This window comes from Geodermatophilus saharensis, assembly GCF_900188205.1.
In the GTDB taxonomy this organism is placed as follows: Bacteria; Actinomycetota; Actinomycetes; order Mycobacteriales; family Geodermatophilaceae; genus Geodermatophilus; species Geodermatophilus saharensis.
In genome coordinates this window covers 482835-508057 of the sequence record NZ_FZOH01000002.1, presented here as the reverse complement: position 1 = coordinate 508057, position 25223 = coordinate 482835, and the positions used below count along the sequence as shown (strand labels likewise).

Below are 25223 nucleotides of genomic sequence, written 5' to 3'. Positions count from 1 at the left end.
TCCTGTCCAGCGGACCGGGCCGCGTAACACGGTTGTGCGGTGCCGGACACGCGCGGCACCCCCGGGGTTCAGCCTGCCCTCCGGGCCGCGCCGGAGCCAGCCGCCCCCACCCGGTCGAGGAGGGCGACCAGCGCCGCGTCGACGACGGCCGTGCGGGTGAGGTTGACGCTGTGCCCCGCGCCCGGGACGACGACGAGCTCGGCGCGCTCGCCCAGCAGTTCGGCCAGCCGGCGGCCGTGCGCGGCGGGGGTCAGCCGGTCGTACTCCGCCGCGACGACGGTGACCGGCACGCGGCCGAGCACCGGCAGCGCGGCGGTCTCGTCGTGGTCCAGGAAGGTCCCGTAGAAGGCCATGGTCACCGTCAGCGGCGTCTCCTCGAGCATGTCCTGGACCACCCGCACGGCCTCGGGTGTCGCGTCGTCGCGCCCGAAGAGGTACGTGCGCATGGCTCGGCGGCCGAGCCGGGTGCCGCGGCGGCGGTACCGCTCGAGCAGCGGGGCGAGCAGCCGCAGCCACCACAGGTACAGCGGGAGCAGGTGCAGTCGCCGCATGAGCTTCACGGCCGCGCCGATCAGGCCGTCGGACACCAGCCCGCCGGCGGAGGTGGCCAGCAGGAACGCGCCGACGACGCGGCCGCCGATCTCCTGCGGGCGCTGCCGGGCGTAGGCCATGACCGTCATGCCGCCCATCGAGTGCCCGGCCAGCACCACCGGCCGGCCTGCGGGCACCACGGCGTCGAGGACCTGGCCGAGGTCGCGGGCGGTGCGGTCGATGGTCGCCGTCGTCGGGTCGGCCCAGCTCGACCGGCCGTGGCCGCGGTGGTCCCACAGCACCAGCCGGGCGCGGTCGCGGACGGCCTCGCGCTGCAGCTGCCACTCGCCGAGCCGGGCGGTGAAGCCGTGGCAGAACACCACGGTCAGCGGGGCGTCCTCGGGTCCGTCGAACTCCACGTGCAGGTCGACGCCGTCGTCGGTGCGCACGGTGCGCGAGCCCGGCGGCGGGGGACCGTCGTTGCCGGAGACGACCGGGATGCGGGGGGCGGCGGGCGAGGTCCGGCGGCGGCGGCGCATCCGTCCATGACAGCGCAGGTGTCACCGGGCGGCGACTCAGGTGCCCGGCGCCGCCGCCTCGGTGCGCCGGCCGGGCGCGGCGTCGCGGACCAGCCGGCGGGCGGCGTCGACCTCGCGCGCGACCGGGGCGAGCACGCCGTCGGCGTGAATCTCGGCGTCGTCGGGGGGCCGGTGCGCGCGGACGTCGTCCTCCAGCTCGCGCAGGGCGCGGCGCAGCACCGCCACCTGGCCGGGGTCGGGGGCCGGCCCGCCGGCGTCCGTGGCGATGACCGCCTCGGTGACCGCGTCGGCGGTGCGCTCGAGCTGCACGATGACCGGCCACCACGCCGCGGCGCGGGTGCTGATCGGCGGGGGTTCGGCCAGCCGGCGCTGCAGCTGGGTGGTCAGCTCGGTCATCGCCCGGTAGGCGCGGCGCCGCGCCCGCCGCCGGTCCGCCGGGTCGCCGCCGCCGAAGGCCGCACCCACGAACCCGTCGAGGGCCACCACCGTGGCGCCCATGGCCTCGTCGAGGGGGGCGCGCCAGGTCTGCGGCCAGACGAGGTAGCCGGCGACGAGGACGATCGCACAGCCGATGAGGGTGTCGAGCAGGCGGGCGCCGACCAGGTCCGGGCCGCCGGGCACGGCGAGGTCGAGCAGCAGGATGATCACCGGCGTCTGGAAGACGGAGAACAGGCCGAAGTTCGCGCCGCGGGCCCACGGCAGCAGCGCGGCGGCCACGGCCATGGCCACGACCACCCAGCCGTTGCGCGGCAGGAACGACAGCAGCAGCGAGCCGATGAGGACGCCGATCAGGGTGCCGACGCCGCGCTGCACCGCCCGGGTGAACACCGAGCCGAAGTCGGGCTTGAGCACGATCGCCACGGTGAGCAGCACCCAGTAGGGCCGCTCGATGGGCAGCAGCTGGCGGGCGACCTCGGCGATCGTCATGCACAGCACCAGGCGGACGGCGAAGTCGCGGGTGTCGGGGCTGCCGACGGTGCGGTCGGCGAGGTCGCGCAGCCGCTCCCGCAGTGACGGCCGCGGCGGGGCGACGGCGGCCCCGGCCCGCTCCTCCGGGTCGCCGACCACGGCCCACGCCAGGCGCACCCCGTGCCGCACGGCGCGGCGCGGGGCGGGGCCGTCCTCCAGCGCCGCCGGCCGCTCGGCGGGCAGCTCGCGGCTCCCGGTGACCGCCGAGGCGAGGGCGTGCACCGCGGTGACGTCGTGCGGGTCGGCGGGCACCGCGGTGCGGGCGGAGGCGACCGCGGCCTCGACCAGCGGCGCGGCGGCGTTGAGCACCCCTGCCAGCTCCGAGAGCTCCCGGTTGCGCCCCGAGGAGATGCTGCGGCTGCGGATCACCCGGTCGTAGGCGGCGTTGAGCGCGGCGGTCAGGTCCCGGCGGGCGGTCTCGGTGGCGTCGGTGCCCACGGCGGTGAGCAGCCCGGCGATGCGGGTGAACACGGCGGCCACCGCGGCGCGGTCGGGGTCGCTGGGCTCGGTCGCCGCCTGCCCCAGGACGGTCAGCGTCGCCCACGCCGCGCCGGCGGCGAACCACGCCAGCTCCGCGACCGCGGGCAGCGGCGTCTGCAGCCCGGAGGCGAGGGCGGTGTAGATGAGCAGCTGCAGCGCGCCCAGCGACATCGCCGAGCCGATCGCGCTGATCAGCGCCGCGGCCGCCGCGAGGACGGCCACGACGACCACCGGCACCGGCCCGCCCCCGGCGGCGAGCTGCCCGGCGACCAGCCCGACCGCGCCGAGGCCGACCGCGGCCGCGATGCGCCGCAGCCGGTCGCGCAGCGGCCCGCCCTGCGGGGCGAGGGTGGCGGCCAGCGCGCCGGTGGTGGCGAACACGCCGGCGCCGAGGGCGGACTCCCCGCCGACGGCGAGCGCGACGGCGAGCGGCGCGGGCAGCGTGACGGCGAAGCGGGCGACGTCGCGCCACGGCACGGGTGGGGGAGAGGTGCGGACCAGTTCCTCGAGCCACGCCGGGGCGCGCAGCGACCTCTCCGCCACGGGCCGAGCCTGCCACCCGCCGCGGGGGTCCCGCGGACGACCAGGTGACCTGGTCGTGTCGCGTCCTGGCTCACCGTCGGCGGTGCGCCCGGACGCGCCGCGGTGAGGGAGGACGCGGGTCAGGCGTCGGGCAGCAGGATCGCGAGCAGGACCTGCGCGTGCCCCTCCGACGGCGTCCCCGCGGGCGCCAGCTCCGGCGCGACGGCGCGCACCTGCCACCAGCCGACGTAGGCCGCGTAGGCGAGCGTCGCGCGGCGGCCGGCCTCCTCGGGCGGGACGCCGGCCTCGACGAGCGTGTCGTGCACGTACGCCACGCGGCGCCGGGTCACCGTGGCCAGCACCCGCCGCACCCGCGGGTCGTCGACGTCGCGCAGCAGCGAGACGACGGGGTCGCCGTCGCCGGCGTGGCCCAGGGTGCGCTCGGCGAGGATCCGCAGCCGCTCGCGCGGGCCGGCCAGCCGGTCGAGGTCGGCGATGACGGCGTCGGTGTGCGCCCGCTCCCAGAGCTCGAGGGCGGCGTCGACGAGCGCGTCGCGGCCGGTGAAGTGCCAGTAGAAGCTGCCCTTGGTGGCGCCGAGGCGGGCGGCGATCGGCTCGACCGCGACGGCGGCCAGCCCACCCCGGCCCAGTGCCTCCAGCGCCGCCCGGGACCAGTCCTCGGCCGACAACCGCTCCCGCGCAGGCACGTCCGTACGCTACGGTACGGACGACCATACGGTGGCGTACGGAGGTGGGCCGTGGAGCTCGACGCAGGACTGCCGACCGACGGCCGGCCCCGTGCGGTGCCGGTGCCGCCCGACCTGCTGACCGCCGCCACCCTCGACGGCGCCGACTTCACCGACGCCTTCGCGGTCGCCGTCCCGCCCGGGGCCTCGACCGACGCCCGCGACTGGCTCGCCGCGTTCGGCCCGGCCGCCGTCCCGCCGTGGGTGCGGGCGCTGATGGGCGTGCGCACCGTGCTCGTCCGGCCGTTCCACCTGCGCACCGGGACGGGGCTGTTCCCCGTGCTGTCGGCGTCCGCCGACACGGTGGTGAGCGGCGTCGACGACCGGCACCTGGACTTCCGGCTGGTCCTGCACGTGCGCCCGGCCGCGGCGGGCCACGAGCTGGTGGCGGTCACGGTCGTCCGGCGGCACAACGCCCTCGGACGGGCCTACTTCGGCGTCGTCCGGCCGTTCCACACCCGGGTCGTGCCGGGCATGCTCCGCCGGATGGTGCAGCGGGCGGCACCTCCGGCAGCATGACGGCGATGGACCCCGACGTCCGCGTCGCCGGGCCGGCCGACCTCGAGCGGCTGCCGGCGATCGAGGCCGCGGCCGACGCGCTGTTCGCGTCCGTGGGCATCGCCGGCCTCCCTCCGCCGCAGACCCCCCAGGAGCGGGCGGCGGCCTGGCGGGTGCTGGTCGTGGGCGAGCCGGCGGTCGGCTTCGCCGTCCTGGAGCGGGTGGACGGCGACGTGCACCTCGAGCAGCTGTCGGTGCACCCCTCGGCGGGCCGGCGCGGGCTCGGGACCGCGCTGCTCGACGCCGCCGTGCGGACCGCCCGGGAGGCCGGGGCGGCGCGGGTCACGCTGACCACCTACGCCGACGTGCCGTGGAACGCGCCGTGGTACGCCGCGCGCGGCTTCACCGAGGTCGCCGACCCCGGCCCGGAGCTGGCCGCCCTGGTCGCCCACGAGGCCGCCGCGGGGCTGGCGGTCCCCGGTCGCCGGGTCGTGATGGGCCGCGCCGTCTGACTAGGGTCGGCCGCCGTGACCGCCACCCTGGGCGAGGTCGTCGCCGCGCTGGAGGCGCGTTACGACCCCGCGCTCGCCGAGAGCTGGGACGCCGTCGGGCTGGTGTGCGGCGACCCCGCCGAGCCGGTGGAGCGGGTGCTGGTCGCCGTCGACCCGGTCGCCGCCGTCGTCGACGAGGCCATCGAGGGTGGCGCGCAGCTGCTGGTCACCCACCACCCGCTGTTCCTCACCCCGGTGCACGGCGTCCCCGCCGACGACCCGAAGGGGCGGCTGGTGCACCGGCTGGTGCGCGCCGGCTGCGGGCTGTTCGTCGCGCACACCAACGCCGACCGCGCCGCCGACGTCGGGGTGAACGACGCGCTGGCCGCGGTCCTCGGGCTGACCGGGACCCGACCGCTGGAGCCGGTGGCGCCCGGCTCGCGGCAGGGGCTGGGCCGGGTCGGGCAGCTGCCCGCGCCGACCACGCTGGCCGCCTTCGCCGCGCACGCGGCCGCGGTGCTGCCGGCCACCGAGGGTGGGGTCCGCGCGGCCGGCGACCCCGGCCGGCCGGTGCGCACGGTCGCCGTCTGCGGGGGCAGCGGCGGCTCGCTGCTGCCGGCCGCCGCGGCGGCCGGGGCCGACGTCCTGCTCACCAGCGACCTGCGGCACCACCCGGTGTCGGAGGCGCAGGAGTCGACCGGCCCGGCGGTGTGTGACGTGGCACACTTCGCCTCCGAGTGGCCCTGGGTGCCCGTGGCCGCCGAGGTGCTGACCACGGACCTGTCCGGCAGGGTCGAGGCCGCCGCCTCCCGGCGCCGCACCGACCCGTGGACGGTGCACCGGGGCCGGTCGGCAGGAGGGGACCCGGCCCGCGCGGCCGGCTGAGACGGGGAGGACGCCGTGGCCACCGACCGACGACCGCCGACGGGGGGTGTCGTCCCCCGGCGCAGCGACCGCAGCCCGTGGAACTGGCTGCTGCTGGTGCCGATCGTGGTGCCGCTGATCGTGCCGCTCTACAACCGCGTGGAGCCGACGCTGTTCGGCTGGCCGCTCTTCTACTGGCTGCAGCTGGCCTTCGTCGCCCTCGGCGTGCTGACCACCGTCCTGGTCTACCGGGCCACCCGGCGCAGCCCGGCCGAGCAGGCCGCCGCGCGGGACGCGATCGCCCGGGACACCGCCCGGAAGTCGGCCGCGCGGGACGCCCGCCGCGACGGGGAGCGCTGAGCCGTGGACGGGGTCAACGTCGTCGAGCTGTCGATCGTCATCGTCCTGTTCCTCGTCGTCACGGTCATGGGGTTCGTCGCCGCGCGCTGGCGGCGCGCGGACGACCTCATGCACCTCGACGAGTGGGGACTGGGCGGGCGCAACTTCGGCACCTGGATCACCTGGTTCCTGCTGGGCGGTGACCTCTACACCGCCTACACCTTCGTCGCCGTCCCGGCGCTGATGTTCGGCGCCGGCGCCGCCGGGTTCTTCGCCGTCCCCTACACCGTGGTGATCTACCCGCTGGTGTTCCTGGTGGTCATCCGGCTGTGGTCGGTCAGCCACGTGCGCGGCTTCGTCACCCCGGCGGACTTCGTCCGCTCGCGGTTCGACTCGCCCACGATGGCGCTGCTGGTGGCGCTGACCGGGATCGTCGCGACGATGCCCTACATCGCCCTCCAGCTGGTCGGCATCGAGGCGATCCTCAAGGCGATGGGCGTCGAGGGCGAGCTGCCGCTCATCGTGGCGTTCGTGATCCTCGCGCTCTACACCTACAACTCGGGGCTGCGGGCGCCGGCGCTGATCGCCTTCGTCAAGGACACGCTCATCTACCTGACGATCATCGTCGCGGTGATCGTCATCCCGGTGAAGCTCGGCGGCTGGGACGCGATCTTCGGCGCCGCGGAGGAGAAGTTCTCCGCCGGCACGGGGGCGGGGGTGCTGCTGCCGGCCACCGGCCAGCTGGGCTACGCCACCCTGGCCCTGGGCTCGGCGCTGGCGCTGTTCCTCTACCCGCACTCGATCACCGGGCTGCTGGCGGCCAGCAACCGCGACGTGCTCAAGCGCAACATGAGCGCGCTGCCGGTCTACAGCCTGGCGCTGGGGTTCATCGCGCTGCTGGGCTTCATGGCGATCGCGGCCGGCGTGACGCCCATCGGCGAGGACGGCAACACGATCGTCCCGGTGCTGTTCCAGGAGATGTTCCCGAGCTGGTTCGCCGGCATCGCCTTCGCCGCGATCGGCATCGGCGCGCTGGTGCCGGCGGCGATCATGTCGATCGCCGCGGCCAACCTGTTCACCCGCAACATCTACAAGGAGTTCCTGAAGCGCGACGCCACCCCGCGGCAGGAGGCGCAGGTGGCGAAGGTCGTCTCGCTGGTGGTCAAGCTCGGCGCGGTCGCGGCGATCCTGTTCATCGACCCGCAGTTCTCCATCGACCTGCAGCTGATCGGCGGCGTGATCATCCTGCAGACGCTGCCGTCGGTGGCGCTGGGCCTCTACACCCGGTGGATGCACCGCGGCGGGCTGATCGCCGGCTGGGTGGCCGGGATGACCGCGGGCCTGCTGATGCTCTACAACACCCCGCGGCTGGGCCCGGACGGGACGGTGGTGCGCGAGCACTTCGGCGGGTCGTCGTTCGCGCTGTCGAAGCTGGGCCTCGACGCGGCGTCCTCGGTCTACACCGGCCTGCTCGCGCTGGCCGCCAACCTGCTCGTCGTCGTCCTGGTGACGCTGGCGCTGCGGGCGGCGAAGGTGTCCGACGGCGTCGACGGGACGGCGGACACCGACTACACCGCCGAGCGGGAGGACCCGACCTTCCGCGAGCTGCCCGACCCGCTGGAGTCGGCGCCACCGGGAGGGGAGCGCCCGGCCCGACGGTAGGTTGGTCGGGTGAAGGCCGACCACTTCGAGCAGCAGAAGCTCCTGACGCTGGCCGCCGAGGACGTCGCGCTCACCCAGCTCGCCCACCGCAAGCGGACGCTGCCGGAGGTCGCCGCCGTCGAGGCCGCCGCCGAGTCCGAGCGGGGCTTCGCCGAGGCCGAGGTCCGCGCCGAGACCGAGGTGCGCGACCTCGACCGGGAGCAGAAGCGGCTGGAGGCCGACGTCGAGACCGTCCGGCAGCGGGCGGCGCGCGACCAGGGGCGGATCGACTCCGGCGCCGCGACGGCGAAGGAGATCACCTCGCTGCAGTCGGAGCTGCAGTCGCTGTCCCGGCGGCAGTCCGACCTCGAGGACCAGGTGCTCGAGCTCATGGAGCGCCGGGAGACCGCCGACGCCACGCTCGTCGCCGCCCAGGAGGGCCGCGCCTCGGCCGCCGCCGACCGCGAGCGGGCCGAGCAGCTCCGCGACGACGCCCTGGCCGACATCGCCGACGCCACCGCCCGGCACGAGGCCGCCCGCGCCGAGGTCGCCGCCGGCGTCTCCGAGCAGCTGCTGGCGCTCTACGACCGCATCCGCGCCCAGACCGGCACCACCGGCGCGGCGGTGCTCAAGGCCCGCCAGTGCCAGGGGTGCCGCATCGAGCTCAACGGCCGCGAGCTGGCCGCCGTCCGCAACGCCGACCCGCACGAGGTGGTCCGCTGCGAGAACTGCGGCCGCATCCTGGTGCGCACCGCCGAGTCCGGGCTGTGAGCGGGCGACGTCTCGTCGTCGAGGCCGACGGCGGCTCGCGGGGCAACCCCGGGCCGGCCGGCTACGGCGCGCTGGTCCGCGACGCCGGCACCGGGCGGGTGCTCGCCGAGCGGGCGGCGTCGGTCGGGCGGGCCACCAACAACGTCGCCGAGTACGGCGGGCTCGTGGCCGGGCTGCAGGCCGCACTCGACCTCGACGCCGGTGCCGACGTCGAGGTGCGGATGGACTCCAAGCTCGTCGTCGAGCAGATGTCGGGCCGCTGGAAGATCAAGCACCCGGACATGCAGAAGCTGGCCGTGCAGGCCCGCGCCATCGCCCGGCAGCTGGGCAGCGTGCGCTACACCTGGGTGCCGCGCGCGCAGAACTCCGCCGCCGACGCCCTGGCCAACAGCGCGATGGACGGCCGGCCGGTGCACCGCGACGCCGCCGCCGAGCCGTCGGTGACCGGCGACGACGTGCAGCCCGCCGCCGAGCCGGCGCCCGTGGTCACCACGGTGACGCACCTGCTGCGGCACGGGCAGACCGAGCACACCCCCGAGCGCCGCTACAGCGGCCGCAACGACCTGCCGCTGTCGGCCACCGGGCGGGCGGAGGCCGAGGCGGCCGCCGTCCGCGCGAAGGAGCTCGGCATCGAGGTCGTCGTCGCCTCGCCGCTGCGGCGCACCCGGGAGACCGCCGAGACGGTGGCCGCGGCGCTGGGCCTGCCGGTCGAGTACGACGACGACCTCGTCGAGCTCGACTTCGGCGACCTCGAGGGGCTGACCGCCGCCGAGGCGCGGGCGCGCCACCCGCTGGCGGTCCGCCGGTTCGCCGCCGACGTCACGGTGGCCGCGCCGGGCGGTGAGTCGGTGGCCGACGTGGCGCGGCGGGTGGCCCGGGCGCGGGCGCGGCTGCTCCAGCGGCACGCCGGGCGGACGGTGCTGGTGGTCAGCCACGTGACCCCGATCAAGCTGCTGCTGGCCGCCGGCCTCGACGTCGGCGACGAGGTCGTGCACCGGGTGTTCCTGGAGGCCGCGTCGCTGTCGACGGTGGCGTGGAGCTCCGACGGGCGCACGTCGGTGCGGCTGGTGAACGACACCGCCCACCTGCGCTGACCCGCCCCTCCCGCGTCGAGATCACGTGATCTCGACGTCGCAGGGGCTCCTGGGCGTCGAGATCACGTGATCTCGGCAGAGAGGAGTCACAGCCGGCCGGCGTCGATGACCCGGGCGAGGAACTGCCGGGTCCGCGGGTGCTCCGGGTCGCCGAGCACCTGCCCGGGTGGGCCGGACTCCAGCAGCACGCCGCCGTCGAGGAAGGCCACCGTGTCGGCCACCTGCCGCGCGAAGCCCATCTCGTGGGTGGCCATCACGATCGTCATCCCCTGACCGGCCACCTCCCGCACCAGGGCGAGCACCTCGCCGACCAGCTCGGGGTCCAGCGCACTGGTCACCTCGTCGAGCAGCAGGACCCGCGGGCGGACGGCGAGCGCGCGCACGATCGCCACCCGCTGCTGCTGCCCGCCGGAGAGCCGGTCGGGGTACTCCAGCGCCTTGTCGGCCAGCCCGATGCGCCCGAGCAGGCCCCGCGCCTCCTCGACCGCCTCGGCCCTCGGCCGCCCGTGCACGGCGGTCGGCGCGAGCGTCACGTTGTCGAGCACCGACAGGTGGGGGAACAGGTTGTAGGCCTGGAAGACGACGCCCATCCGCCGGCGCACCCGGTCGGCGTCGACCCGCGGGTCGGTGACGTCCTCGCCGTCGAGCAGCACCTGCCCGTCGTCGACGGTCTCCAGCAGCGAGGCGCAGCGCAGCAGCGTGGACTTGCCCGACCCCGACCCGCCGATCAGCGCCACCACCCGGTGCTCGTCGACGGCGAGGTCGACCCCGCGCAGCACGACGTTCTCCCCGAACGCCTTCATGATGCCCCGCAGCTCGAGCACGCTCACAGCAGCGACCCGCTCTGCTGACGGCGGCGGGCGCGGGCGGTGACGGCGTCGGCCAGCCGCGCCGAGGGGACGGCGAGCAGCACGAACAGCAGCCCGGCGACGACGTAGGGCGTGAAGTTGAAGGTCTGCCCGACCTGGATCTGCGCCGAGCGGACCGCGTCGACCGCGCCGAGCACGGAGATCAGCCCGACGTCCTTCTGCAGCGCGACGAAGTCGTTGAGCAGCGCCGGGGTGACCGTGCGCAGCGCCTGCGGCAGCACGACGATCCGCATCGTCTGCCGGTGGGTGAGGCCGAGGGACCGGGCCGCGGCGCGCTGGCTGGGGTGCACCGACTCGATGCCGGCCCGGAACACCTCGGCGACGTACGCGGAGTAGACGAGCACGATCGCCGCCGTCCCGAGGACGAACGGCGACGTCGGCACACCCTGCAGGCCCAGCGCCGGGAAGCCGAAGCCGACCAGGTACAGCACGATGATCAGCGGCATGCCGCGGAACAGGTCGACGTAGACCGTCGCCAGGATCCGCAGCGGCGCCCAGGCCGGGCCGCGCAGCGTGCGCAGCGCGGCGGTGCCCAGCCCGACGACGAGCACCAGCAGCCCGCCGACGACGAGCACCTGCAGGTTGACCAGCAGCCCGCGGGCGATGTCGGGCAGCGACTCCAGCGCCGCCGACGGCGAGAAGAACGTGGCCTGCACCCGCGGCCAGCCCGGCGAGTTCGTGACCGCGAACCAGGCGACGACGGCGAACAGCAGCGTGGAGGCCAGCGCCACCAGGGTCGAGCGGCGGGCCCGGCGCCGTCGCCAGGCCCGCCGGCCGAGCTCGAGCTCGCTGGGCGGCGGGAGGGCCGGGACCCCGCCGCCGGTGAGGACGGCGCTCAGGACAGGACGGGCGCGTCGGCGACGTCGGAGAGCCACTGCTGCTCGAGGTCGGCGAGCGTGCCGTCCTCGCGCAGCGCGTCGACCGCCTGGGACACGCAGTCGGTCAGCGGGCTGTCCTTGGCCAGCAGCAGGCCGAACTGGTCGCCGCCCTCACCGGAGTCCTCGAGCTGGCCGACGATCACGCCGTTGTCCAGCTCCGCGGAGGTGATGTAGAAGGCGGTCGGCAGGTCGACGACGATCGCGTCGACCTGGCCGTTCTGCAGCGCGAGCTTGGCGTCGTCGTTGGTGTTGAACACGACCGGTTCGGTCTCGGGGGCGATGACCTCGGTGAGGACGTCGAGGCTCGTCGTCGCCACCTGGGCGCCCAGCCGCAGGCCGCGCAGGTCGTCGAGGCTCGTGGCGCCGTCGGCCGCCGAGCCCGCGGTCGTGATGACCGCCTGGCTGACCGTGTAGTAGGGCGAGGAGAAGTCGACGGCCTGCCGCCGCTCCTCGGTGATGGAGAACTGGTTGATGTCGAAGTCGAACGGCCGGGGGCCGGGCTGGATGGCGGCGGTGAAGGGCACGCGGGTCCAGGTGACGTCGTCCTCGGCGTAGCCGAGCTGCTCGGCGACGGCGTAGGCGACGGCGGACTCGAAGCCCTCCCCGTTCTCCGGGGTGTCGTCGACCACCCACGGCTCGTAGGCGGGCTGGTCGGTGGCCACGGTCAGCGTGCCCGGCTCGAGGGTGTCGAGCTCGTCGGGGGTGCAGGCGCCGGTCGCCGCCGACCCGCCGCTGCCGGACGCGGCGTCGGTGGACTCCTCCTGCGGGGCGCACGCCGCCAGCGCCAGCGTGGTGGCGGCGGCCAGGACGAGGGGGAGCGGACGACGGCGCATCGGGGGTCCCTTGACTCGGGGTGGTGTCGGCGCGCAGATCCTAGGGCGCCTCCCTCGCAGGCCGGCCGGGTCCGGTCGTCAACCGGTGAGTTGAGCAGCCCCCGGCGGTCCTCCCTGCACACGCACTGGAGGAGGGATCGCGATGGGCAGGGTGGTCGTGTTCGCGGCGGTGTCGCTGGACGGGTACGTCGGCCGGGACGACGACATGCCCGGGCCGCTGTTCGACTGGTACGGCAACGGCGACGTCGAGGTGACCCTCAGCGACCCGGACCGGCCCTTCCGCGTCACCGGGCCGACGGCGGAGTTCCTGCGCGAGCACGTGTCGGGCACGGCCGCGATGGTGTGCGGGCGGCGGCTGTTCGACCTCACCAACGGGTGGGAGGGCGTGCCACCCGGCGGGGAGCACGTCGTCGTGGTCACCCACCGGCCGGCCGACGACTGGCCGCACCTGGGCACCGCACCGTTCAGCTTCGTGCCCGACGTGCGGGCCGGGATCGAGCGGGCGACGGAGCTCGCCGGGGACCGCGACGTCACGGTGACCGCCGGGGACGTCGGCGGTCAGGCGTTGCGCGCGGGCCTGGTCGACCGGGTGGTGCTCGCCCTCGTCCCGGTCGTCCTGGGGTCGGGCCGGCCCTACTTCGGCACCGGCGGCCCGCCGGAGATCGAGCTCGAGGACCCGGTGGTGGTCCAGGGGTCGCGGGTGACCCACCTGGTCTACGACGTCCGCCGCTGACGGGAAGCCGGCCGGGGCGCCCGGCGTTGCACCCGGCACCCCGCCGTCGCGGCCGGCGACGTCGCAGGGAGCATGAGAGCCCCGTCCCCCCGCGAGGAGCCCCGTGACCGCGACCACCGCGCCCGCCCCCGCCGCCGCCGTCGGCGACGAGCGCACCCTGTCGTCCGCCGAGTACGAGAGCTGGGCCGCCGAGGTCCGGCGGCTGGCCGACGAGCGCGGCGCGGTCGTGCTCGCGCACAACTACCAGGTGCCCGAGATCCAGGACGTCGCCCACTTCACCGGCGACTCGCTCTACCTGTCCCGGGTCGCCGCCCAGACCGACGCCCGCGAGATCGTGTTCTGTGGCGTCCACTTCATGGCCGAGACGGCGAAGATCCTCTCGCCGGACAAGACGGTGCTCCTGCCCGACCACGCCGCCGGGTGCTCGCTGGCCGACTCGATCACCGCCGCGCAGCTGCGCGAGTGGAAGGCCGAGCACCCCGGCGCCGTCGTCGTCAGCTACGTCAACACCACCGCCGCGGTGAAGGCCGAGACCGACATCTGCTGCACCTCGTCCAACGCCGCCGACGTCATCCGGTCGATCCCCGAGGACCGCGAGATCCTCTTCTGCCCCGACCAGTTCCTTGGCGCGCACGTCAAGCGGGTGACCGGCCGGTCGAACATCCACGTGTGGGCGGGGGAGTGCCACGTGCACGCCGGCATCAGCCCGGCCGACGTGCGCGCCCGGGTCGCCGCGCACCCCGACGCGGAGATCCTCGTGCACCCCGAGTGCGGCTGCACCACCTCGGTGCTCGACCTGGTCAGCCACGGCGACCTGCCGGCCGAGCGCACCCGCGTGCTGTCCACCGGCGGGATGGTCGAGGCCGCGGCGCGGACGACGTCGGGCCAGGTCCTGGTGGCCACCGAGGTGGGCATCCTGCACCAGCTGCGCTCGCTGAACTCCGGCACGGCGTTCATCCCGATGAACGACCGCGCCGCCTGCCGCTACATGAAGATGATTACCCCGGAGAAGCTGCTGCACACGCTGCGCACCGGCGAGGGCGCGATCGACGTCGCCCCCGACACCGCCGCCCGCGCCCGCCGCGCCGTCGAGGCGATGATCGCCATCGGCGAGCCCGGCCGCGGCGGCGAGTGACGCTCAGATGCGGGTGAACAGGTAGACCGACACCGCGACACCGAAGACGACGATCAGCACGCGCAGCGGCGTCGCGGGGATGCGCTCGGCGATCCGGGCGCCGGCGAAACCGCCCACCAGGCTGGCCGGGGCGGCGACGGCGACCACCGGCCAGGCGACCGGCCCGAAGAGCCCGAAGACGACGAGGGTCACCGTCGCGGTCACCGCGGACAGCGCCGACTTGAGCGCGTTGGCCAGCTGCAGCCGGTGCAGCGCGGTCCCGAGGACGCCGACGAGGATCACGCCGAGCGCCCCGCCGAAGTAGCCGCCGTAGACGGTGGCGAGGAACAGCGCCACGTACAACCACCACGGGTCGCGCGCGGCGGCGTCGTCGTCGCGGTCGGGCAGCCGGCGGGTGAGCAGCGGCTGCACCGCCAGCAGCAGGCTGGCCAGCAGCACCAGCACCGGGACGACGACGTCGAACGCCTCGCTCGGCGTGGTCAGCAGCAGCACGCTGCCCGCCGCCCCGCCGAGCACCGACACCGCGCCCAGGCGGGCCATCCGCCGGCCCTGGCCGGTGTACTCGCGGCGGAACCCGGCCATCCCGCCGAGGTAGCCCGGCCACTGCGCCACCGAGTTGGTCACGTTGGCCGCGACGGTCGGCAGCCCCAGTGCCACCAGCGTGGGGAACAGGACCAGCGAGCCGCCGCCGGCGATGGAGTTGATCACGCCGGCGCCCAGGGCGACCGCCGCGGCGATGAGGAGGTCGGCGGCGGACACGGAGCCGGAGCCTACGGTGACCGCATGCGACCGCCCGCCCCCGCGACCTGGCTGGCCGCCGCCCTGGGCGGGTCCGGCGTGCTGCACCTCGTGCGGCCGCGGACCTACGAGTGGCTGGTCCCGCCCGAGCTCGGGGACGCCCGCGCCTGGGTGCTCGGCAGCGGCGTCGCCGAGGTGGCCGCCGCGGCGCTGCTCACCGCGCCCCCGACCCGGCGGGCCGGGGGCTGGCTGGCCACCGGGCTGCTGGCGTCCTTCGTGCCCGCGCACCTGCACCACCTGCGGGTGGCCCGCGGCCGGCCGGCGCTGCTGGCGGCCGGGGTGGTGCGGCTGCCGCTGCAGGTGCCGCTGATCGGCGCGGCGCTGCGCGTGGCGCGGGCGCGCTGATCCGCTCCTGTCCGGGACGCGGCGTCCGGTTCCCGCCGGACCACGGACCCGGCGACGACGACGGTGGGGGCGTGACGACCACCACGCGCCCCGCCCCCGTCCTCACCGTGCACGCCCGGCCGTGCGAGGGCTGGGCGGAGGACGCCGGGCTGCCCCCGGAGCTGCGCGAGGGGCCGCGGGTGCTGCGCGGCCACCGCGAGGACGGGTCGCCGGATCACGCGGCCATCCGGGTCGTCCCGGAGGGGGAGGACGTCGAGCCGGCCCTCCAGGAGCTGCTCGCCGACCCGGCGGTGCACGTGGTCCACGTGCGCGCCCTGGCCGAGCAGTGCTCCACCTACCGGGTGCGGGCGGCCGGCCGCTGACACCCGCGCGCGTCGCCCGCGCCACGGGCGGAGCCGGGCAGACTGCCGGGATGGTCGAACCGCTGCCCGAGGACTGGGAACGCGCGCTGGTCGTCGTCGCCCACCCCGACGACGTCGAGTACGGCTGCGCGGCCGCCGTCGCCGCGTGGACCGCCGCCGGGCGCGACGTCCGCTACGTGCTGGCCACCAGCGGGGAGGCCGGCATCGCCGGGCTGCCGCCGGAGGCCGCCGGGCCGCTGCGCGAGCGCGAGCAGCGGGCGGCCGCGGCGGCGGTGGGGGTGTCGGTGGTGGAGTTCCTCGGCCACCCCGACGGCCGGCTCACGGAGGGGCTGGACCTGCGGCGGTCGCTGGCCGCGGCGGTCCGCCGGCACCGCCCGGAGCTGGTGGTCACGATGCACTTCGGGGAGACGTGGACGCCGCCGGGCGTGACACCGGCCTACTGGAACAGCGCCGACCACCGCGCGCTGGGCCGCTCGGCCATCGACGCCGTCGGCGACGCGGCGAACGAGTGGATCTTCCCCGAGCTCGCCGACCCGGAGCCGTGGCGGGGCGTGCGGTGGACCGCCGTCTCCACGCCGGTGGGCGTGACGCACACCGTCGACGTCACCGGCGTCGTCGACCGGGCGGTGGCCTCGCTGGCCGAGCACCGCCGCTACCTGCAGGCGCTGTCGGACGACCCGGTCGAGGAGCAGGCGCGGCGGCAGGTCGAGATGGCGACGCCGGCCGACGACGCCGGGCGCCGGCTGGCCGGGTTCGCGCTCTACGCCGGCTGACCGCCGCCCGGGTCGGGTGGCAGCTGTCCGACGGCACCGTGCGGTGCCCGACCTCGCGCTGCGGGGTGAGGTCGGGCACCGCACGGTGAGGACGAGGACGCGACCCCGGGGGGCACGGGGCCGCGTCCTGCGCCGGTCAGGGGTTGAAGCTGACGTGCACGTGGTCGTAGTGGTTGGCGGTGATCGACCCGCGGTCCTCCATCGCCTGCCAGCCGGAGCCGCCGATGATGAAGATCCGCTGCTTCCAGATGACGTACTCGACGTCGAACTGCTCGGCATTGTCGATCACGTACTGGGCGACGGCGTCACCCTTGGCCGAGTCGGCGTAGACCATGAAGTCCGCGGCGAGCTGCTGGGTGGGCGAGTGGCCGGGCCGGGTGAGGACCGTGGACACCCCGTGGGTCGCGGTGACGTCGGCGACGACCGGGCGGACGTGCGGCGCCCACGCGCTGTATGCGGTCGAGCTGGGGGTCGGCTTGCCGCTCAGGTCGGTCGAGACGGGCAGCGCCACGGACGGCGCCGGTGCCGCGGCCCCGGCGGGCACCGCGGGGGCCGCGGCGGGGGCGGGAGCCGCCTCCGGGGCCGGCGCGGGGGCCTCGGCCTGGGCGGTGGCGGCCGTCCGGTCCCAGCGGTCCCAGCCGCGGTCCCAGTCCCGGCCCCGGTCCCAGTCGTTGGCCTGGGCGACGGACTGCCCGGCGAGGCCGAAGACGACGGCGGCGGCGCCGACGGTCAGGGTCCGGCGGACGCCGGTGCGGCGGTGGGTGTTCGAGGGCATGGTGAAGAGAGCTCCTGACGATGGTCCGCAGGGACGCCGCCGGCACTGGGCGGGTCCCCGTCGCGGATGAGGGGTGACCGAGGGGGACGGGCAGCCGGGCAGAGGCCCCACGTGGAGGCCGTGCCCGGGAGGGCAGGCCGACGCGGTGACCGTCGGGTCCGTGCTCGTCCACGCGGCGACCGGCCGGGGTGCGGGCGGGTCGCGGCGGCGGTGTCTGGAGGGCGAGGCGCGCGAGGGCGTGCGCCACTGCGGCGCACCTCGGTGCAGATCTCCCTTTCTCCCGTGGCCGCCTACCGGGTCAGCTGACGGGTTCGGGCGGGGATGCGCCCTACCCGCCTCCGAGCGGGGCTCGGGAGGCGGGACTCACCCCAGTGGTGCGGTGGGTCCCCGGCTCGGGTCCACGGGCGTGGCCCCGACTCGGCGGCATCCGGCGCGGTTCCCCCGGTCGGGGGACTCGACGACCGGCCGGACGCGGCAAACCGTAGAGGGCTTGTGCACTCGTGCCAACTCCTGGGCGGTGAACTGGAGGAGTTGGCAGGTGACCGACGGCGTGTCGCATTGCGCTCCGCGTGTCGGTGACGACGGCACGTCGCGGACCGCCGTCGGACGGCCCGTAGACTGGCCGGTACGACGGACGAGTCGGCCGGGCGGTCGCGTCGGCGGGGGAGACCCCGTCGCCGAGGAACGTCCGGGCTCCACAGGGCAGGGTGGTCGCTAACGGCGACCCGGGGTGACCCGCGGGACAGTGCCACAGAGAACAGACCGCCGGCGGCCAGCCGCTGGTCAGGGTGAAACGGTGGTGTAAGAGACCACCAGCGCACCGGGTGACCGGTGCGGCTCGGTAAACCCCACCCGGAGCAAGGTCGAGAAGGGACGGCGGCCGGGCGACCGGCCGGTGTCCCGCGCAGGCGTTCGAGGGCTGCCCGCCCGAGGCCTGCGGGTGGACCGCTCGAGCCCGCCGGCAACGGCGGGCCTAGATGGATGACCGCCCATCGGGAGGCCGCGAGGCGCCCGAGGACAGAACCCGGCGTACAGGCCGACTCGTCCGTCGTCCCCGCCTGCCCTCGGCGCGCGGTGGCCGTGAGCTGAGTGCCGAGGGCCTGCTGACGCGCGAGGTGGTTGGCGCGGCTCCACGTCGCGCTGCTCCTGGTTCGCGTGGGACGCGTGTGAGCGGACCTGGCTGGAGTCGCCGAACTCTCGAGACATCACTGGCACATGCGTTTCCAGAACACGCCGTATCGGAACGGCTCCGCCGTGTGAGGGTGGCAACCGCCTCACCCCGCAGACCTCTGGAGTCCCGATCATGCGTCGTAACACCACCACCGCCGCCGCTGGTGTCCTGTTCACCGCGGCCCTGTCCTTCGGTTTCGCCGGCACGGCCCACGCCGCCGATCGAGACTGCCCCGACTTCCCCAGCCAGGCTGCGGCTCAGGCTGCCTACGACGCGGTCCCTGGTGACCCCGAGCGCCTCGATGGCGATGATGACGGCGTGGCATGTGAGGACTACGCGTACGCGCCGGCCTCGTCCACCACGGGCACCCAGGCAGGTAGCACGGGTGGCGCCACGACCGGTGGCGCTCAGGTCGCGACCCGTCCGGCGGGTGCCGTTGCCGCCGGTGACGGCAGCGCCTCCGGCGACGACGCCAGCGCCCTGCCCTACGTCCTGGGCGGCGTCGCGCTGACCGCGGCCGGTGGGGCTGCGTTCGCTGCCCGGCGCAGCTCCCGCGCGACCGTCTGACCTCCGCGACGTGCGGCACCGCGCGCCCGACACCCGCCCCGGCCACACGGTGGCCGGGGCGGGTGGCGCGGTGCGCATCGTCGCGGCGTACCCGCCACCGCCACCGCCACCGACTGCGAGGGCGTCGGGCACCGACGCGGAACTGGCGGCCCTGCTCGCCCGGCCGCCTCGCGTCACCCGCTACGGACGGCCCCGTCGCGGCACCGTCCGCCCGGCCCGGCCCCGCGCGGCGCGAGCGTGGGCGGGTACCTCCGCGGTGCTCGCGGCCGCGGGCATCGCTGCGATCGTCGTCCTGCCCCAGGACGTGGGTGACTCCGTCCGACTCGACGTCCCCCTCGCCGTGGACGCCCCGCCGGTCACCGCGACCGCGACGCCGTCCGCGCCTGCCGCCCAGGCGGTCACTCCTGCGGCCAGCGCGGGGCAGCTGCCGGCCAGCACCCCCAGCCGGGTCCGGATCCCGGCGCTCGGGGTGACGTCCCGGATCATGCAGCTGGGCCTGGAGCGGGACGGATCCATGGAGGTCCCGCCGGGTGCCTATCCGGTCGGTTGGTACGACGGCGGCCCGACACCCGGCCAGCTCGGCCCCGCCGTCCTCGCCGGCCACGTCGACTGGGACGGTGAACCGGGAGCGTTCTACGGGCTGCGGGAGCTGCGCCGCGGGGACACCGTCGTCGTCGACCGCGCGGACGGCACCGTCGTCACCTTCCGGGTCGACCGCGTCGAGGAGCACCCCAAGGACGACTTCCCGACCGACGAGGTGTACGGCGACATCGACCACGCCGGCCTGCGCCTGATCACCTGCGGCGGCACGTTCGACGAGGACACCGGCGACTACCAGGACAACGTCATCGTGTTCGCCAGCCTCGCGGCGGTCGCCTGACGGGGCGCCGCGGTAGGGGGAGGCTCGCCCTCACTCGTCGAACAGCGACGTCCTCAGTTCCGGCTCCGGCAGCACCCGGACGAAGTACTCGACGCCGAACATCTCGCGGAGGATCGACTCGGGGAACATCCCCGGATCGATCGGGTACTGGGTCCGGTGCGCCGCGGTGGCGCGGATCTTGTGACCGACGAAGTCCGAGACGTCGATGCACGTGGTCACCCCGGCGTCGATCAGGTCCCCTGACGGCAGCGCTCTGGTCCTCGCGGGGACCTGCCCGTAGACGGCAGCGGGGTCCGAGGCCAGGAACGCCAGGCTCGTCACGTCGTCGAGGGCGACCACGTGCGCGTTGCGCGGCCGGCCGGTGGCGATGCCCTCCTCGCCGATGAACTCCCCGGGGCCGGACCGGTCCACGACGCGGACCCGGCCGTCGGCGTCCTCCCGGCGGATCTCCACCTGGCCGGACAGCAGGAAGTACATCACCGTCGCCTCCTCGCCCTGCTCGATCAGGTAGGAGCCGGCAGGGAACCACTCGACGGTGACGAAGTCGGCCGCGTACCCGAGCGCCGTCGTCTCGCGCGAGAAGACCGACAGGGCGCGGACGAAGTCCCTCGTGCCCTTGAAGCGGGTGGTCAGTTCGACCACCCACTGGGCGAGGCGGTCGCGCAGCAGCATGCCGCTGCGCGGCAGGTGGCAGTGGAAGAGCCGGAGCGCCGCGGCGGGTCGCAGCTCGCGGCAGGCCGCCGTGACCGCGGCGCCCACGGCCACGTGGTCCGGGTGCCCTGAGAACCCGTCCGGGCCGAAGGTCACGACCACGTCGGGGTCGACGTCGGCGAGCAGGTCCGACGCGAGACCGACCAGGGTGCCGGCGTCGACGTCGGGGAGCCCGCCGTCCGGGAGGTCGAGGCAGCTCGCCCGGGTGAGCCCCAGGACCTCGCCGGCCGCGGCGAGCTCCTCCTCGCGGACGGCCTTCAGGGTGGCCCTGGTCGCCGCACCGGCGTCCCTGATCTGGCCGGCTCCCCCTCTGGTGAGGGAGACCACGTGGACCTCGGCACCGGCGCTCGCGTACTTGGCGAACGTGCCGCCGGCGCAGACGGTCTCGTCGTCGGGGTGGGCGAAGATCCCCAGGAGGCGCGGAGGTCGCTGACCGGGACCCCGTCCCGCGGTGTTGTCCGCCACCGATCACCGTCTGATCTGCTGGTCGTGGGCATGACCGGCACCTGCCGAACGACCGGCAGGGTGAGGCGCACCGTACCTCTCCTCCGCCGACCGGAGGGCCCATCGGGACGCACGGGGAGAAGGCGGTGGGCACTCCCACGAGGCGTGCACCGTGAGCTGCGGGCGATGAGTCGCGCCCGGCTCCCCGGTCTGCACCCCGACCCGATCGCCAGCGCCCGAGGAGAGAACCGTGACCGCCGTCTACACCTTCGACGTCCTCTGCACCCTCGACGGCTTCGGCTCCTACGGCGAGGGCGGCGACTGGGGCGGCTTCTGGGGCAAGCAGGGCCCCGAGTTCCTCGACCACCGCCTCGCCCAGTACCGGCAGGAGCAGCGGCTGGTCCTCGGGGGCAACACCTACCGGGAGTTCGTGGCGCTGCTGGACCCGCTCACCGAGGAGTCGGAGGCGCAGGACCCGCTGAACACCCGGATGCGGACCCTGCCGACGACGGTGGTCTCGGCGACGCTCGAGGGCCCGCTCGACTGGCCGCACGCGACCCTGGTGAGCGGGGACGCCGTCGACGTCGTCGCCCGGCTCAAGGAGGAGTCGGACGTGCCGCTGCGCTCGCACGGCAGCCTGTCGATGAACCGCTCGCTCATGGCAGCCGGGCTGGTCGACCGCGTGCAGGTGACGGTCTTCCCCGTCATCTCCGGTCGCACCGGGACGGACCCGGTCTTCGCCGGCGCGGCCGACTTCGACCTCGAGCTGCTGGAGAGCCGCACGCTCGACGGCCGCACCCTGGAGCTGGTCTACCGGCCCTCGTTGCACGGCTGAGGCCGGGCCACCCAGACCTCGACGTCGGCGTCGTAGTGCCGGGCCTGGTGGTCGAAGCGCATGCCGGCCTTGGCCAGCACCCTGCGGGAGGCGTCGTTGCCCGGGCGGACGACGGCGACGACGCGGTCGAGGTGCAGGTCCTCGAAGCCGTGCCGGAGCGCCTCCCGGGCGATCTCCGTGCCGAGCCCGGAGCCCCAGCAGGACCGGGACAGGTAGTAGCCGACCTCGACCTCGTCGCCGCCCTCGAGCCGCTGCAGCCCGCCGAACCCGCACAGTTCCCCGGTGTCGCGGCGGACCGCCGCCCACATCCCGAAGCCGTGCCGGTGCCAGTGCTCGACGGCGTCGCGCAGCCGGTCGCGCGACTGGTCCGGCGTGCGCGCCACCCCGTCCCAGGTGACCGCGGGGTCACTCCAGACGCCGCGGTGCAGCTCCGGCAGGTCGGCCTCGGTCAGCGGCCGCAGGAGCAGCCGGTCCGTGGTCAAGGACGTCATCGTGGGGCCCTCCCGATTCGTAACGGTCGAAATGTGAAAGGGGCATTACCCTGCTAGCGTCGGGCCATGCAGGCCGGCGAGGTCGCCCTCCGGTTCGTCAACACCGTCGACCTGCGGTGGAGCACGGCCGACGACAGCCTGCGCGACCACGCCGAGCTGCTGGCCTGGGCGGTGCGCGAGCGGGTGGTCGACGAGGAGCTGTCCGCGCGCCTGGCGGACCTGGCGGCCCGCGACCCCCGGCAGGCCGACGCCGCCTTCGGGGCCGCCGTGGCGTTCCGCGAGTGCCTCTACCGGGTCCTGGAGGCGGTGTCGCGGTCCGCCGACCCGGACGGGGCGGACCTCGCGGTGGTCGACGACCGGCTCGCCGCGAGCCGGCCGCGGCTGCGCGCCGGCGCCGTGCCCGGGCGGCTGGTCCTCGACCACGAGCACCTGGGTCCGCCGCTGGAGGCCCTGCTCGGCCCGGTCGCCCGGTCCGCCGTCGAGCTGCTCACCGGGGAGGCGGCGTCGCGGTTGCGCGCCTGCCCGGGCAGTCCCGGCCGGGCCTGCGGCTGGCTGTTCGTGGACGCCACGAAGAACGGCAACCGGCGGTACTGCGTGAGCGGCCTGTGTGCGAACCGGGCCCGGGTGTCGCGGCACCGGGCCCGCCGGCGGCGTCCGGCCGCGGACGGCGGGGACGAGGGAGATCCCGCTCCCCTCACCTCCACGCTATAGCGCACCCCGGGGCTTGCGGCAAGACCCGGGTCGGGGCGCACACTCGCCGGCCGAGGCCCTGACCTGCGAGAACGTCCGCGCGCCGGAGCGGCGGGACGGGTCGGGCCCGGACGGGAGTTCCCACGTGCGTCCCCTGACCACCGCCGCCTTCGACCTGCCCGACCACCTCGCTGCCAAGGCCGACCCGGCGCTGATCGCCGACGACGAGGCCTTCTTCGCCGTCGTCGCCGAGAGCCTCGAGCGCACCGTCGCCGACCTGTCCGCCCGGCTCGACGCCGAGCGCCGCGCACCCGGCGGGCACGGCCAGGCCGCGCTCGACCGGGACCTGGAGGTCCACCGGCTGACCGCCCGCCTGCGCACCCTGCGCCGCTTCGGCCTCGACCTCTGCCTCGGCCGCATCGTCCGGGCCGACGACCCCGAGCCGGTGTACGTCGGACGGCTCGGCCTCACCGACGGCGCCGGTCGCCGCCTGCTGGTCGACTGGCGCTCACCCGCGGCCGAGCCCTTCTTCGGCGCCACCCACGCCCACCCGATGGGGCTGGCCAGCCGCCGCCGCTACCGCTGGACCCGCGGCCGGATCACCGACTACTGGGACGAGGTGTTCACCCCGGACGGGCTGGAGGGGCACGCCGCGCTCGACGACCAGTCCGCGTTCATCGCCAGCCTCGGCGGCACCCGCTCGGCCCGCATGCGCGACGTGCTCGGCACCATCCAGGCCGACCAGGACGCCATCATCCGCGCCGGGTCGGCCGGCGCCCTCGTCGTCGACGGCGGCCCGGGAACGGGCAAGACCGTCGTCGCCCTGCACCGCACCGCCTACCTCCTCTACTCCGATCCGCACCTCGGCGCCCACCGGGGCCGCGTCCTCTTCGTCGGACCGAGCGAGCCCTACCTGGCCTACGTCTCCGACGTCCTGCCGAGCCTGGGGGAGGAGGGCGTGCAGACCTGCACCGTGCCGGACCTGGTCCCCCAGGGAGCCACGGCGGGCCCCGAGACCGATCCGGCGGTGGCCCGCCTCAAGGCCGACGCCCGCATGGTGCGGGCGATCGAGCCGGCGGTGCGGCTCTACGAACAGCCACCGACGGAGGGCACGGAGGTGGCGACGCCCTGGGCCACCGTCCCGCTGGACGCGGACGACTGGGCCGAGGCGTTCGACGCCCGGGATCCCGGTGCGCCGCACAACGAGGCCCGCGACCAGGTCTGGGACGCCCTGCTGCGCATCCTGGTGGACAAGCTCAGGGACGAGCTCGGCCAGGACGGCGACGAGGACGACGACGACGGGGCCGAGGAGGAGTTCGACGCCTACGGCCTCGCTCCGGAGGACGCCGACGCCGGGTACCGCCGGTCCCTGGCCGCGAACCGCGAGCTGGTGCGCGCCTTCGGCCGCGCGTGGCCGCTGCTGGAGCCGACCGACCTCGTCGGGGACCTGTGGTCGGTGCCCGCCTACCTCCGCCGGTGCGCGCCGTGGCTGAGCGCCGACGAGGTCGCGGTGCTGCAGCGCGCGAACCCGTACGCCTGGACGCTGTCCGACCTTCCGCTGCTCGATGCCGCCCGCCAGCGCCTCGGCGATCCTGAGGCCTCCCGGCGCCGCCGGCGACAGGAGGCCGCGGTCGCCGCCGACCGGCTGCGCATGGCCGACGTGATGGCCGACCTGATCGTGACCGACGACTCGGACATGAAGGTGATGTCCATGCTCCGCGGCCAGGACCTGCGGGGCGCCCTGGTCGACGAGGCGGCGCTGCCCGCCGCCGACCCGGACCTGCTGGCCGGACCGTTCGCGCACGTCGTCGTCGACGAGGCGCAGGAGCTGACCGACGCCGAGTGGCAGATGCTGCTGCTCCGCTGCCCGTCCGGCAGCTTCACCGTCGTCGGCGACCGCGCCCAGGCGCGGCACGGCTTCGCCGAGTCGTGGGAGGAGCGGCTGCGGCGGATCGGCCTGGACCGGATCCGCACCGCCCCCCTGACCGTCAACTACCGGACGCCGGTGGAGGTCATGGCCGAGGCCGAGCCGGTCATCCGGGCGGCGCTGCCCGACGCCAACGTGCCCACCTCGGTCCGCAGCACCGGCGTCCCCGTCGTCCACGGTCCCCGCTCCCGGCTGCGCCCGGTCCTCGACGGCTGGCTCGCCGCGCACGCCGAGGGGACCGCCTGCGTCATCGGGGACCCCGCGTTCCGGTCGACGGCCCGCGTCCGGTCGCTGACGCCGGTGCTGGCGAAGGGGCTGGAGTTCGACCTGGTCGTCCTCGTCGACCCCGACGGCCTCGGCGACGGCATCGAGGGGGCGGTCGACCGCTACGTCGCGATGACCCGCGCGACCCAGCAGCTCGTCGTCCTCACCGGCGGCTGAGCGGGGCGCCGGGCGCGTCGGGGCGGGACACGCCGGGGGGACGACTTCGGCCGGAAACCCCCCTGTGACCGAACCGTGAC

27 protein-coding genes, 1 other RNA gene and 1 riboswitch are annotated in these 25223 nt (G+C 75.6%); of the genes, 18 read left to right on the top strand and 10 right to left on the bottom strand.

Annotation, left to right across the window (positions count from 1 at the left end):
• Window positions 1-68 precede the first annotated feature (68 nt).
• The 3 genes from CHC04_RS06730 to CHC04_RS06720 form a co-directional block, all read right to left on the bottom strand.
• Complete coding sequence (locus CHC04_RS06730; RefSeq protein WP_089403089.1) at window positions 69-1070, bottom strand: alpha/beta fold hydrolase; 1002 nt, start codon at window positions 1068-1070, stop codon at window positions 69-71.
• A gap of 36 nt (window positions 1071-1106) precedes the next feature.
• Window positions 1107-3062, bottom strand: coding sequence for an FUSC family protein (locus tag CHC04_RS06725; protein ID WP_089403088.1), 1956 nt, complete (start codon window positions 3060-3062; stop codon window positions 1107-1109).
• 119 nt (window positions 3063-3181) lie between these two features.
• Entirely contained in the window at window positions 3182-3748 is a 567-nt protein-coding gene (locus CHC04_RS06720; protein ID WP_089403087.1) for a TetR/AcrR family transcriptional regulator, read from the bottom strand.
• A gap of 51 nt (window positions 3749-3799) precedes the next feature.
• Between CHC04_RS06720 and CHC04_RS06715 the strand changes: the two genes are divergently transcribed.
• Genes CHC04_RS06715 through CHC04_RS06685 form a run of 7 tightly spaced genes read left to right on the top strand, consistent with a single transcriptional unit; the run spans window position 3800 to window position 9485 of the window.
• Window positions 3800-4306 (top strand): DUF2867 domain-containing protein, encoded by a 507-nt coding sequence (locus CHC04_RS06715; RefSeq protein WP_176449846.1) that lies wholly within the window; start codon window positions 3800-3802, stop codon window positions 4304-4306.
• A 5-nt stretch (window positions 4307-4311) separates the two neighbouring features.
• Window positions 4312-4797: a GNAT family N-acetyltransferase gene (locus CHC04_RS06710; RefSeq protein WP_089403086.1), complete on the top strand. Its 486-nt coding sequence runs from the start codon at window positions 4312-4314 to the stop codon at window positions 4795-4797.
• 15 nt (window positions 4798-4812) lie between these two features.
• Window positions 4813-5661, top strand: coding sequence for a Nif3-like dinuclear metal center hexameric protein (locus tag CHC04_RS06705; RefSeq protein ID WP_089403085.1), 849 nt, complete (start codon window positions 4813-4815; stop codon window positions 5659-5661).
• A 15-nt stretch (window positions 5662-5676) separates the two neighbouring features.
• On the top strand, window positions 5677-6000 hold the full coding sequence (locus CHC04_RS06700) for a DUF3311 domain-containing protein (protein ID WP_089403084.1): 324 nt from the start codon (window positions 5677-5679) through the stop codon (window positions 5998-6000).
• A gap of 3 nt (window positions 6001-6003) precedes the next feature.
• Entirely contained in the window at window positions 6004-7641 is a 1638-nt protein-coding gene (gene mctP, locus CHC04_RS06695) for a monocarboxylate uptake permease MctP (protein ID WP_089403083.1), read from the top strand.
• A 9-nt stretch (window positions 7642-7650) separates the two neighbouring features.
• A complete protein-coding gene (locus tag CHC04_RS06690; RefSeq protein ID WP_089403082.1) occupies window positions 7651-8391 on the top strand; it encodes a zinc ribbon domain-containing protein in 741 nt (246 codons plus the stop codon).
• The gene (locus CHC04_RS06685; protein WP_089403081.1) at window positions 8388-9485 is read left to right on the top strand and encodes a bifunctional RNase H/acid phosphatase; all 1098 of its coding nucleotides are present in this window, start codon (window positions 8388-8390) and stop codon (window positions 9483-9485) included. The genes CHC04_RS06690 and CHC04_RS06685 overlap by 4 nt, the downstream gene beginning before the upstream one ends.
• Window positions 9486-9571: 86 nt before the next feature.
• On the opposite strand, the gene CHC04_RS06680 is transcribed toward CHC04_RS06685, so the two are convergent.
• From CHC04_RS06680 to CHC04_RS06670, 3 genes are read right to left on the bottom strand one after another with little or no spacing between them, the layout of a single operon-like run.
• Window positions 9572-10315 carry an amino acid ABC transporter ATP-binding protein gene (locus CHC04_RS06680; RefSeq protein ID WP_425432450.1) on the bottom strand — a complete coding sequence of 248 codons (744 nt, stop codon included), beginning with the start codon at window positions 10313-10315 and terminating at the stop codon, window positions 9572-9574.
• Window positions 10312-11229: an amino acid ABC transporter permease gene (locus CHC04_RS06675; protein WP_217897201.1), complete on the bottom strand. Its 918-nt coding sequence runs from the start codon at window positions 11227-11229 to the stop codon at window positions 10312-10314. The genes CHC04_RS06680 and CHC04_RS06675 overlap by 4 nt, the downstream gene beginning before the upstream one ends.
• Window positions 11190-12065, bottom strand: a complete 876-nt coding sequence (locus CHC04_RS06670) for an ABC transporter substrate-binding protein (RefSeq protein WP_089403080.1) — start codon at window positions 12063-12065, stop codon at window positions 11190-11192. Before CHC04_RS06670 ends, CHC04_RS06675 begins: the two co-directional genes overlap by 40 nt.
• 142 nt (window positions 12066-12207) lie before the next feature.
• Here CHC04_RS06670 and CHC04_RS06665 point away from each other — a divergent pair, with 142 nt between their 5' ends.
• Together CHC04_RS06665 and nadA are read left to right on the top strand one after the other, a co-directional pair.
• Entirely contained in the window at window positions 12208-12798 is a 591-nt protein-coding gene (locus tag CHC04_RS06665; protein WP_089403079.1) for a dihydrofolate reductase family protein, read from the top strand.
• A gap of 103 nt (window positions 12799-12901) precedes the next feature.
• Window positions 12902-13933 (top strand): quinolinate synthase NadA, encoded by a 1032-nt coding sequence (gene nadA / locus CHC04_RS06660; protein WP_245817033.1) that lies wholly within the window; start codon window positions 12902-12904, stop codon window positions 13931-13933.
• Window positions 13934-13936: 3 nt separating this feature from the next.
• Here the strand turns inward: nadA and CHC04_RS06655 are convergent, their stop codons facing one another.
• On the bottom strand, window positions 13937-14692 hold the full coding sequence (locus CHC04_RS06655) for a sulfite exporter TauE/SafE family protein (protein WP_089403078.1): 756 nt from the start codon (window positions 14690-14692) through the stop codon (window positions 13937-13939).
• A 24-nt stretch (window positions 14693-14716) separates the two neighbouring features.
• Here CHC04_RS06655 and CHC04_RS23985 point away from each other — a divergent pair, with 24 nt between their 5' ends.
• From CHC04_RS23985 to CHC04_RS06640, 3 genes are all read left to right on the top strand, one after another.
• Window positions 14717-15076: a DoxX family protein gene (locus CHC04_RS23985; protein ID WP_089403077.1), complete on the top strand. Its 360-nt coding sequence runs from the start codon at window positions 14717-14719 to the stop codon at window positions 15074-15076.
• A gap of 71 nt (window positions 15077-15147) precedes the next feature.
• Entirely contained in the window at window positions 15148-15438 is a 291-nt protein-coding gene (locus tag CHC04_RS23980) for a DUF1203 domain-containing protein (protein ID WP_089403076.1), read from the top strand.
• Window positions 15439-15488: 50 nt separating this feature from the next.
• Window positions 15489-16211: a PIG-L deacetylase family protein gene (locus tag CHC04_RS06640; protein ID WP_089403075.1), complete on the top strand. Its 723-nt coding sequence runs from the start codon at window positions 15489-15491 to the stop codon at window positions 16209-16211.
• A gap of 136 nt (window positions 16212-16347) precedes the next feature.
• Here the strand turns inward: CHC04_RS06640 and CHC04_RS23975 are convergent, their stop codons facing one another.
• Window positions 16348-16986 carry a VldE C-terminal domain-containing protein gene (locus CHC04_RS23975; protein WP_176449845.1) on the bottom strand — a complete coding sequence of 213 codons (639 nt, stop codon included), beginning with the start codon at window positions 16984-16986 and terminating at the stop codon, window positions 16348-16350.
• 272 nt (window positions 16987-17258) lie between these two features.
• Window positions 17259-17419: riboswitch (cyclic di-AMP (ydaO/yuaA leader) on the bottom strand.
• Between the two features lie 202 nt (window positions 17420-17621).
• Between CHC04_RS23975 and rnpB the strand changes: the two genes are divergently transcribed.
• From rnpB to CHC04_RS06615, 3 genes are all read left to right on the top strand, one after another.
• Window positions 17622-18034: RNase P RNA component class A (rnpB, locus tag CHC04_RS06625), an RNA gene on the top strand.
• A 255-nt stretch (window positions 18035-18289) separates the two neighbouring features.
• Entirely contained in the window at window positions 18290-18724 is a 435-nt protein-coding gene (locus CHC04_RS06620; RefSeq protein WP_089403072.1) for an excalibur calcium-binding domain-containing protein, read from the top strand.
• A 256-nt stretch (window positions 18725-18980) separates the two neighbouring features.
• On the top strand, window positions 18981-19604 hold the full coding sequence (locus CHC04_RS06615) for a class F sortase (protein ID WP_245817032.1): 624 nt from the start codon (window positions 18981-18983) through the stop codon (window positions 19602-19604).
• A gap of 30 nt (window positions 19605-19634) precedes the next feature.
• Here CHC04_RS06615 and CHC04_RS06610 read toward each other — a convergent pair whose 3' ends face one another.
• The gene (locus tag CHC04_RS06610) at window positions 19635-20780 is read right to left on the bottom strand and encodes a PIG-L family deacetylase (protein WP_089403071.1); all 1146 of its coding nucleotides are present in this window, start codon (window positions 20778-20780) and stop codon (window positions 19635-19637) included.
• A gap of 229 nt (window positions 20781-21009) precedes the next feature.
• Here CHC04_RS06610 and CHC04_RS06605 point away from each other — a divergent pair, with 229 nt between their 5' ends.
• Entirely contained in the window at window positions 21010-21594 is a 585-nt protein-coding gene (locus CHC04_RS06605) for a dihydrofolate reductase family protein (protein WP_089403070.1), read from the top strand.
• Here CHC04_RS06605 and CHC04_RS06600 read toward each other — a convergent pair.
• Window positions 21570-22076 carry a GNAT family N-acetyltransferase gene (locus CHC04_RS06600; protein ID WP_176449844.1) on the bottom strand — a complete coding sequence of 169 codons (507 nt, stop codon included), beginning with the start codon at window positions 22074-22076 and terminating at the stop codon, window positions 21570-21572. The two genes, CHC04_RS06605 and CHC04_RS06600, sit on opposite strands and share 25 nt — an antisense overlap.
• Before the next feature lie 75 nt (window positions 22077-22151).
• Here CHC04_RS06600 and CHC04_RS06595 point away from each other — a divergent pair, with 75 nt between their 5' ends.
• Entirely contained in the window at window positions 22152-22796 is a 645-nt protein-coding gene (locus CHC04_RS06595; RefSeq protein ID WP_089403068.1) for a CGNR zinc finger domain-containing protein, read from the top strand.
• A 124-nt stretch (window positions 22797-22920) separates the two neighbouring features.
• Entirely contained in the window at window positions 22921-25143 is a 2223-nt protein-coding gene (helR, locus tag CHC04_RS06590; protein ID WP_089403067.1) for an RNA polymerase recycling motor ATPase HelR, read from the top strand.
• The last annotated feature ends 80 nt before the right edge of the window (window positions 25144-25223 follow it).

What these genes read in the sequence shown, in the direction of transcription:
- CHC04_RS06595 (WP_089403068.1), top strand. Translation starts at nt 22,152, where the DNA reads ATGCAGGCCGGCGAGGTCGCCCTCCGGTTCGTCAACACCGTCGACCTG.
- CHC04_RS23985 (WP_089403077.1), top strand. Translation starts at nt 14,717, where the DNA reads ATGCGACCGCCCGCCCCCGCGACCTGGCTGGCCGCCGCCCTGGGCGGG.
- CHC04_RS06640 (WP_089403075.1), top strand. Translation starts at nt 15,489, where the DNA reads ATGGTCGAACCGCTGCCCGAGGACTGGGAACGCGCGCTGGTCGTCGTC.
- CHC04_RS06620 (WP_089403072.1), top strand. Translation starts at nt 18,290, where the DNA reads ATGCGTCGTAACACCACCACCGCCGCCGCTGGTGTCCTGTTCACCGCG.
- CHC04_RS06710 (WP_089403086.1), top strand. Translation starts at nt 4,312, where the DNA reads ATGGACCCCGACGTCCGCGTCGCCGGGCCGGCCGACCTCGAGCGGCTG.
- CHC04_RS23975 (WP_176449845.1), bottom strand. Translation starts at nt 16,986, where the DNA reads ATGCCCTCGAACACCCACCGCCGCACCGGCGTCCGCCGGACCCTGACC.
- CHC04_RS06730 (WP_089403089.1), bottom strand. Translation starts at nt 1,070, where the DNA reads ATGCGCCGCCGCCGCCGGACCTCGCCCGCCGCCCCCCGCATCCCGGTC.
- CHC04_RS06670 (WP_089403080.1), bottom strand. Translation starts at nt 12,065, where the DNA reads ATGCGCCGTCGTCCGCTCCCCCTCGTCCTGGCCGCCGCCACCACGCTG.
- CHC04_RS06665 (WP_089403079.1), top strand. Translation starts at nt 12,208, where the DNA reads ATGGGCAGGGTGGTCGTGTTCGCGGCGGTGTCGCTGGACGGGTACGTC.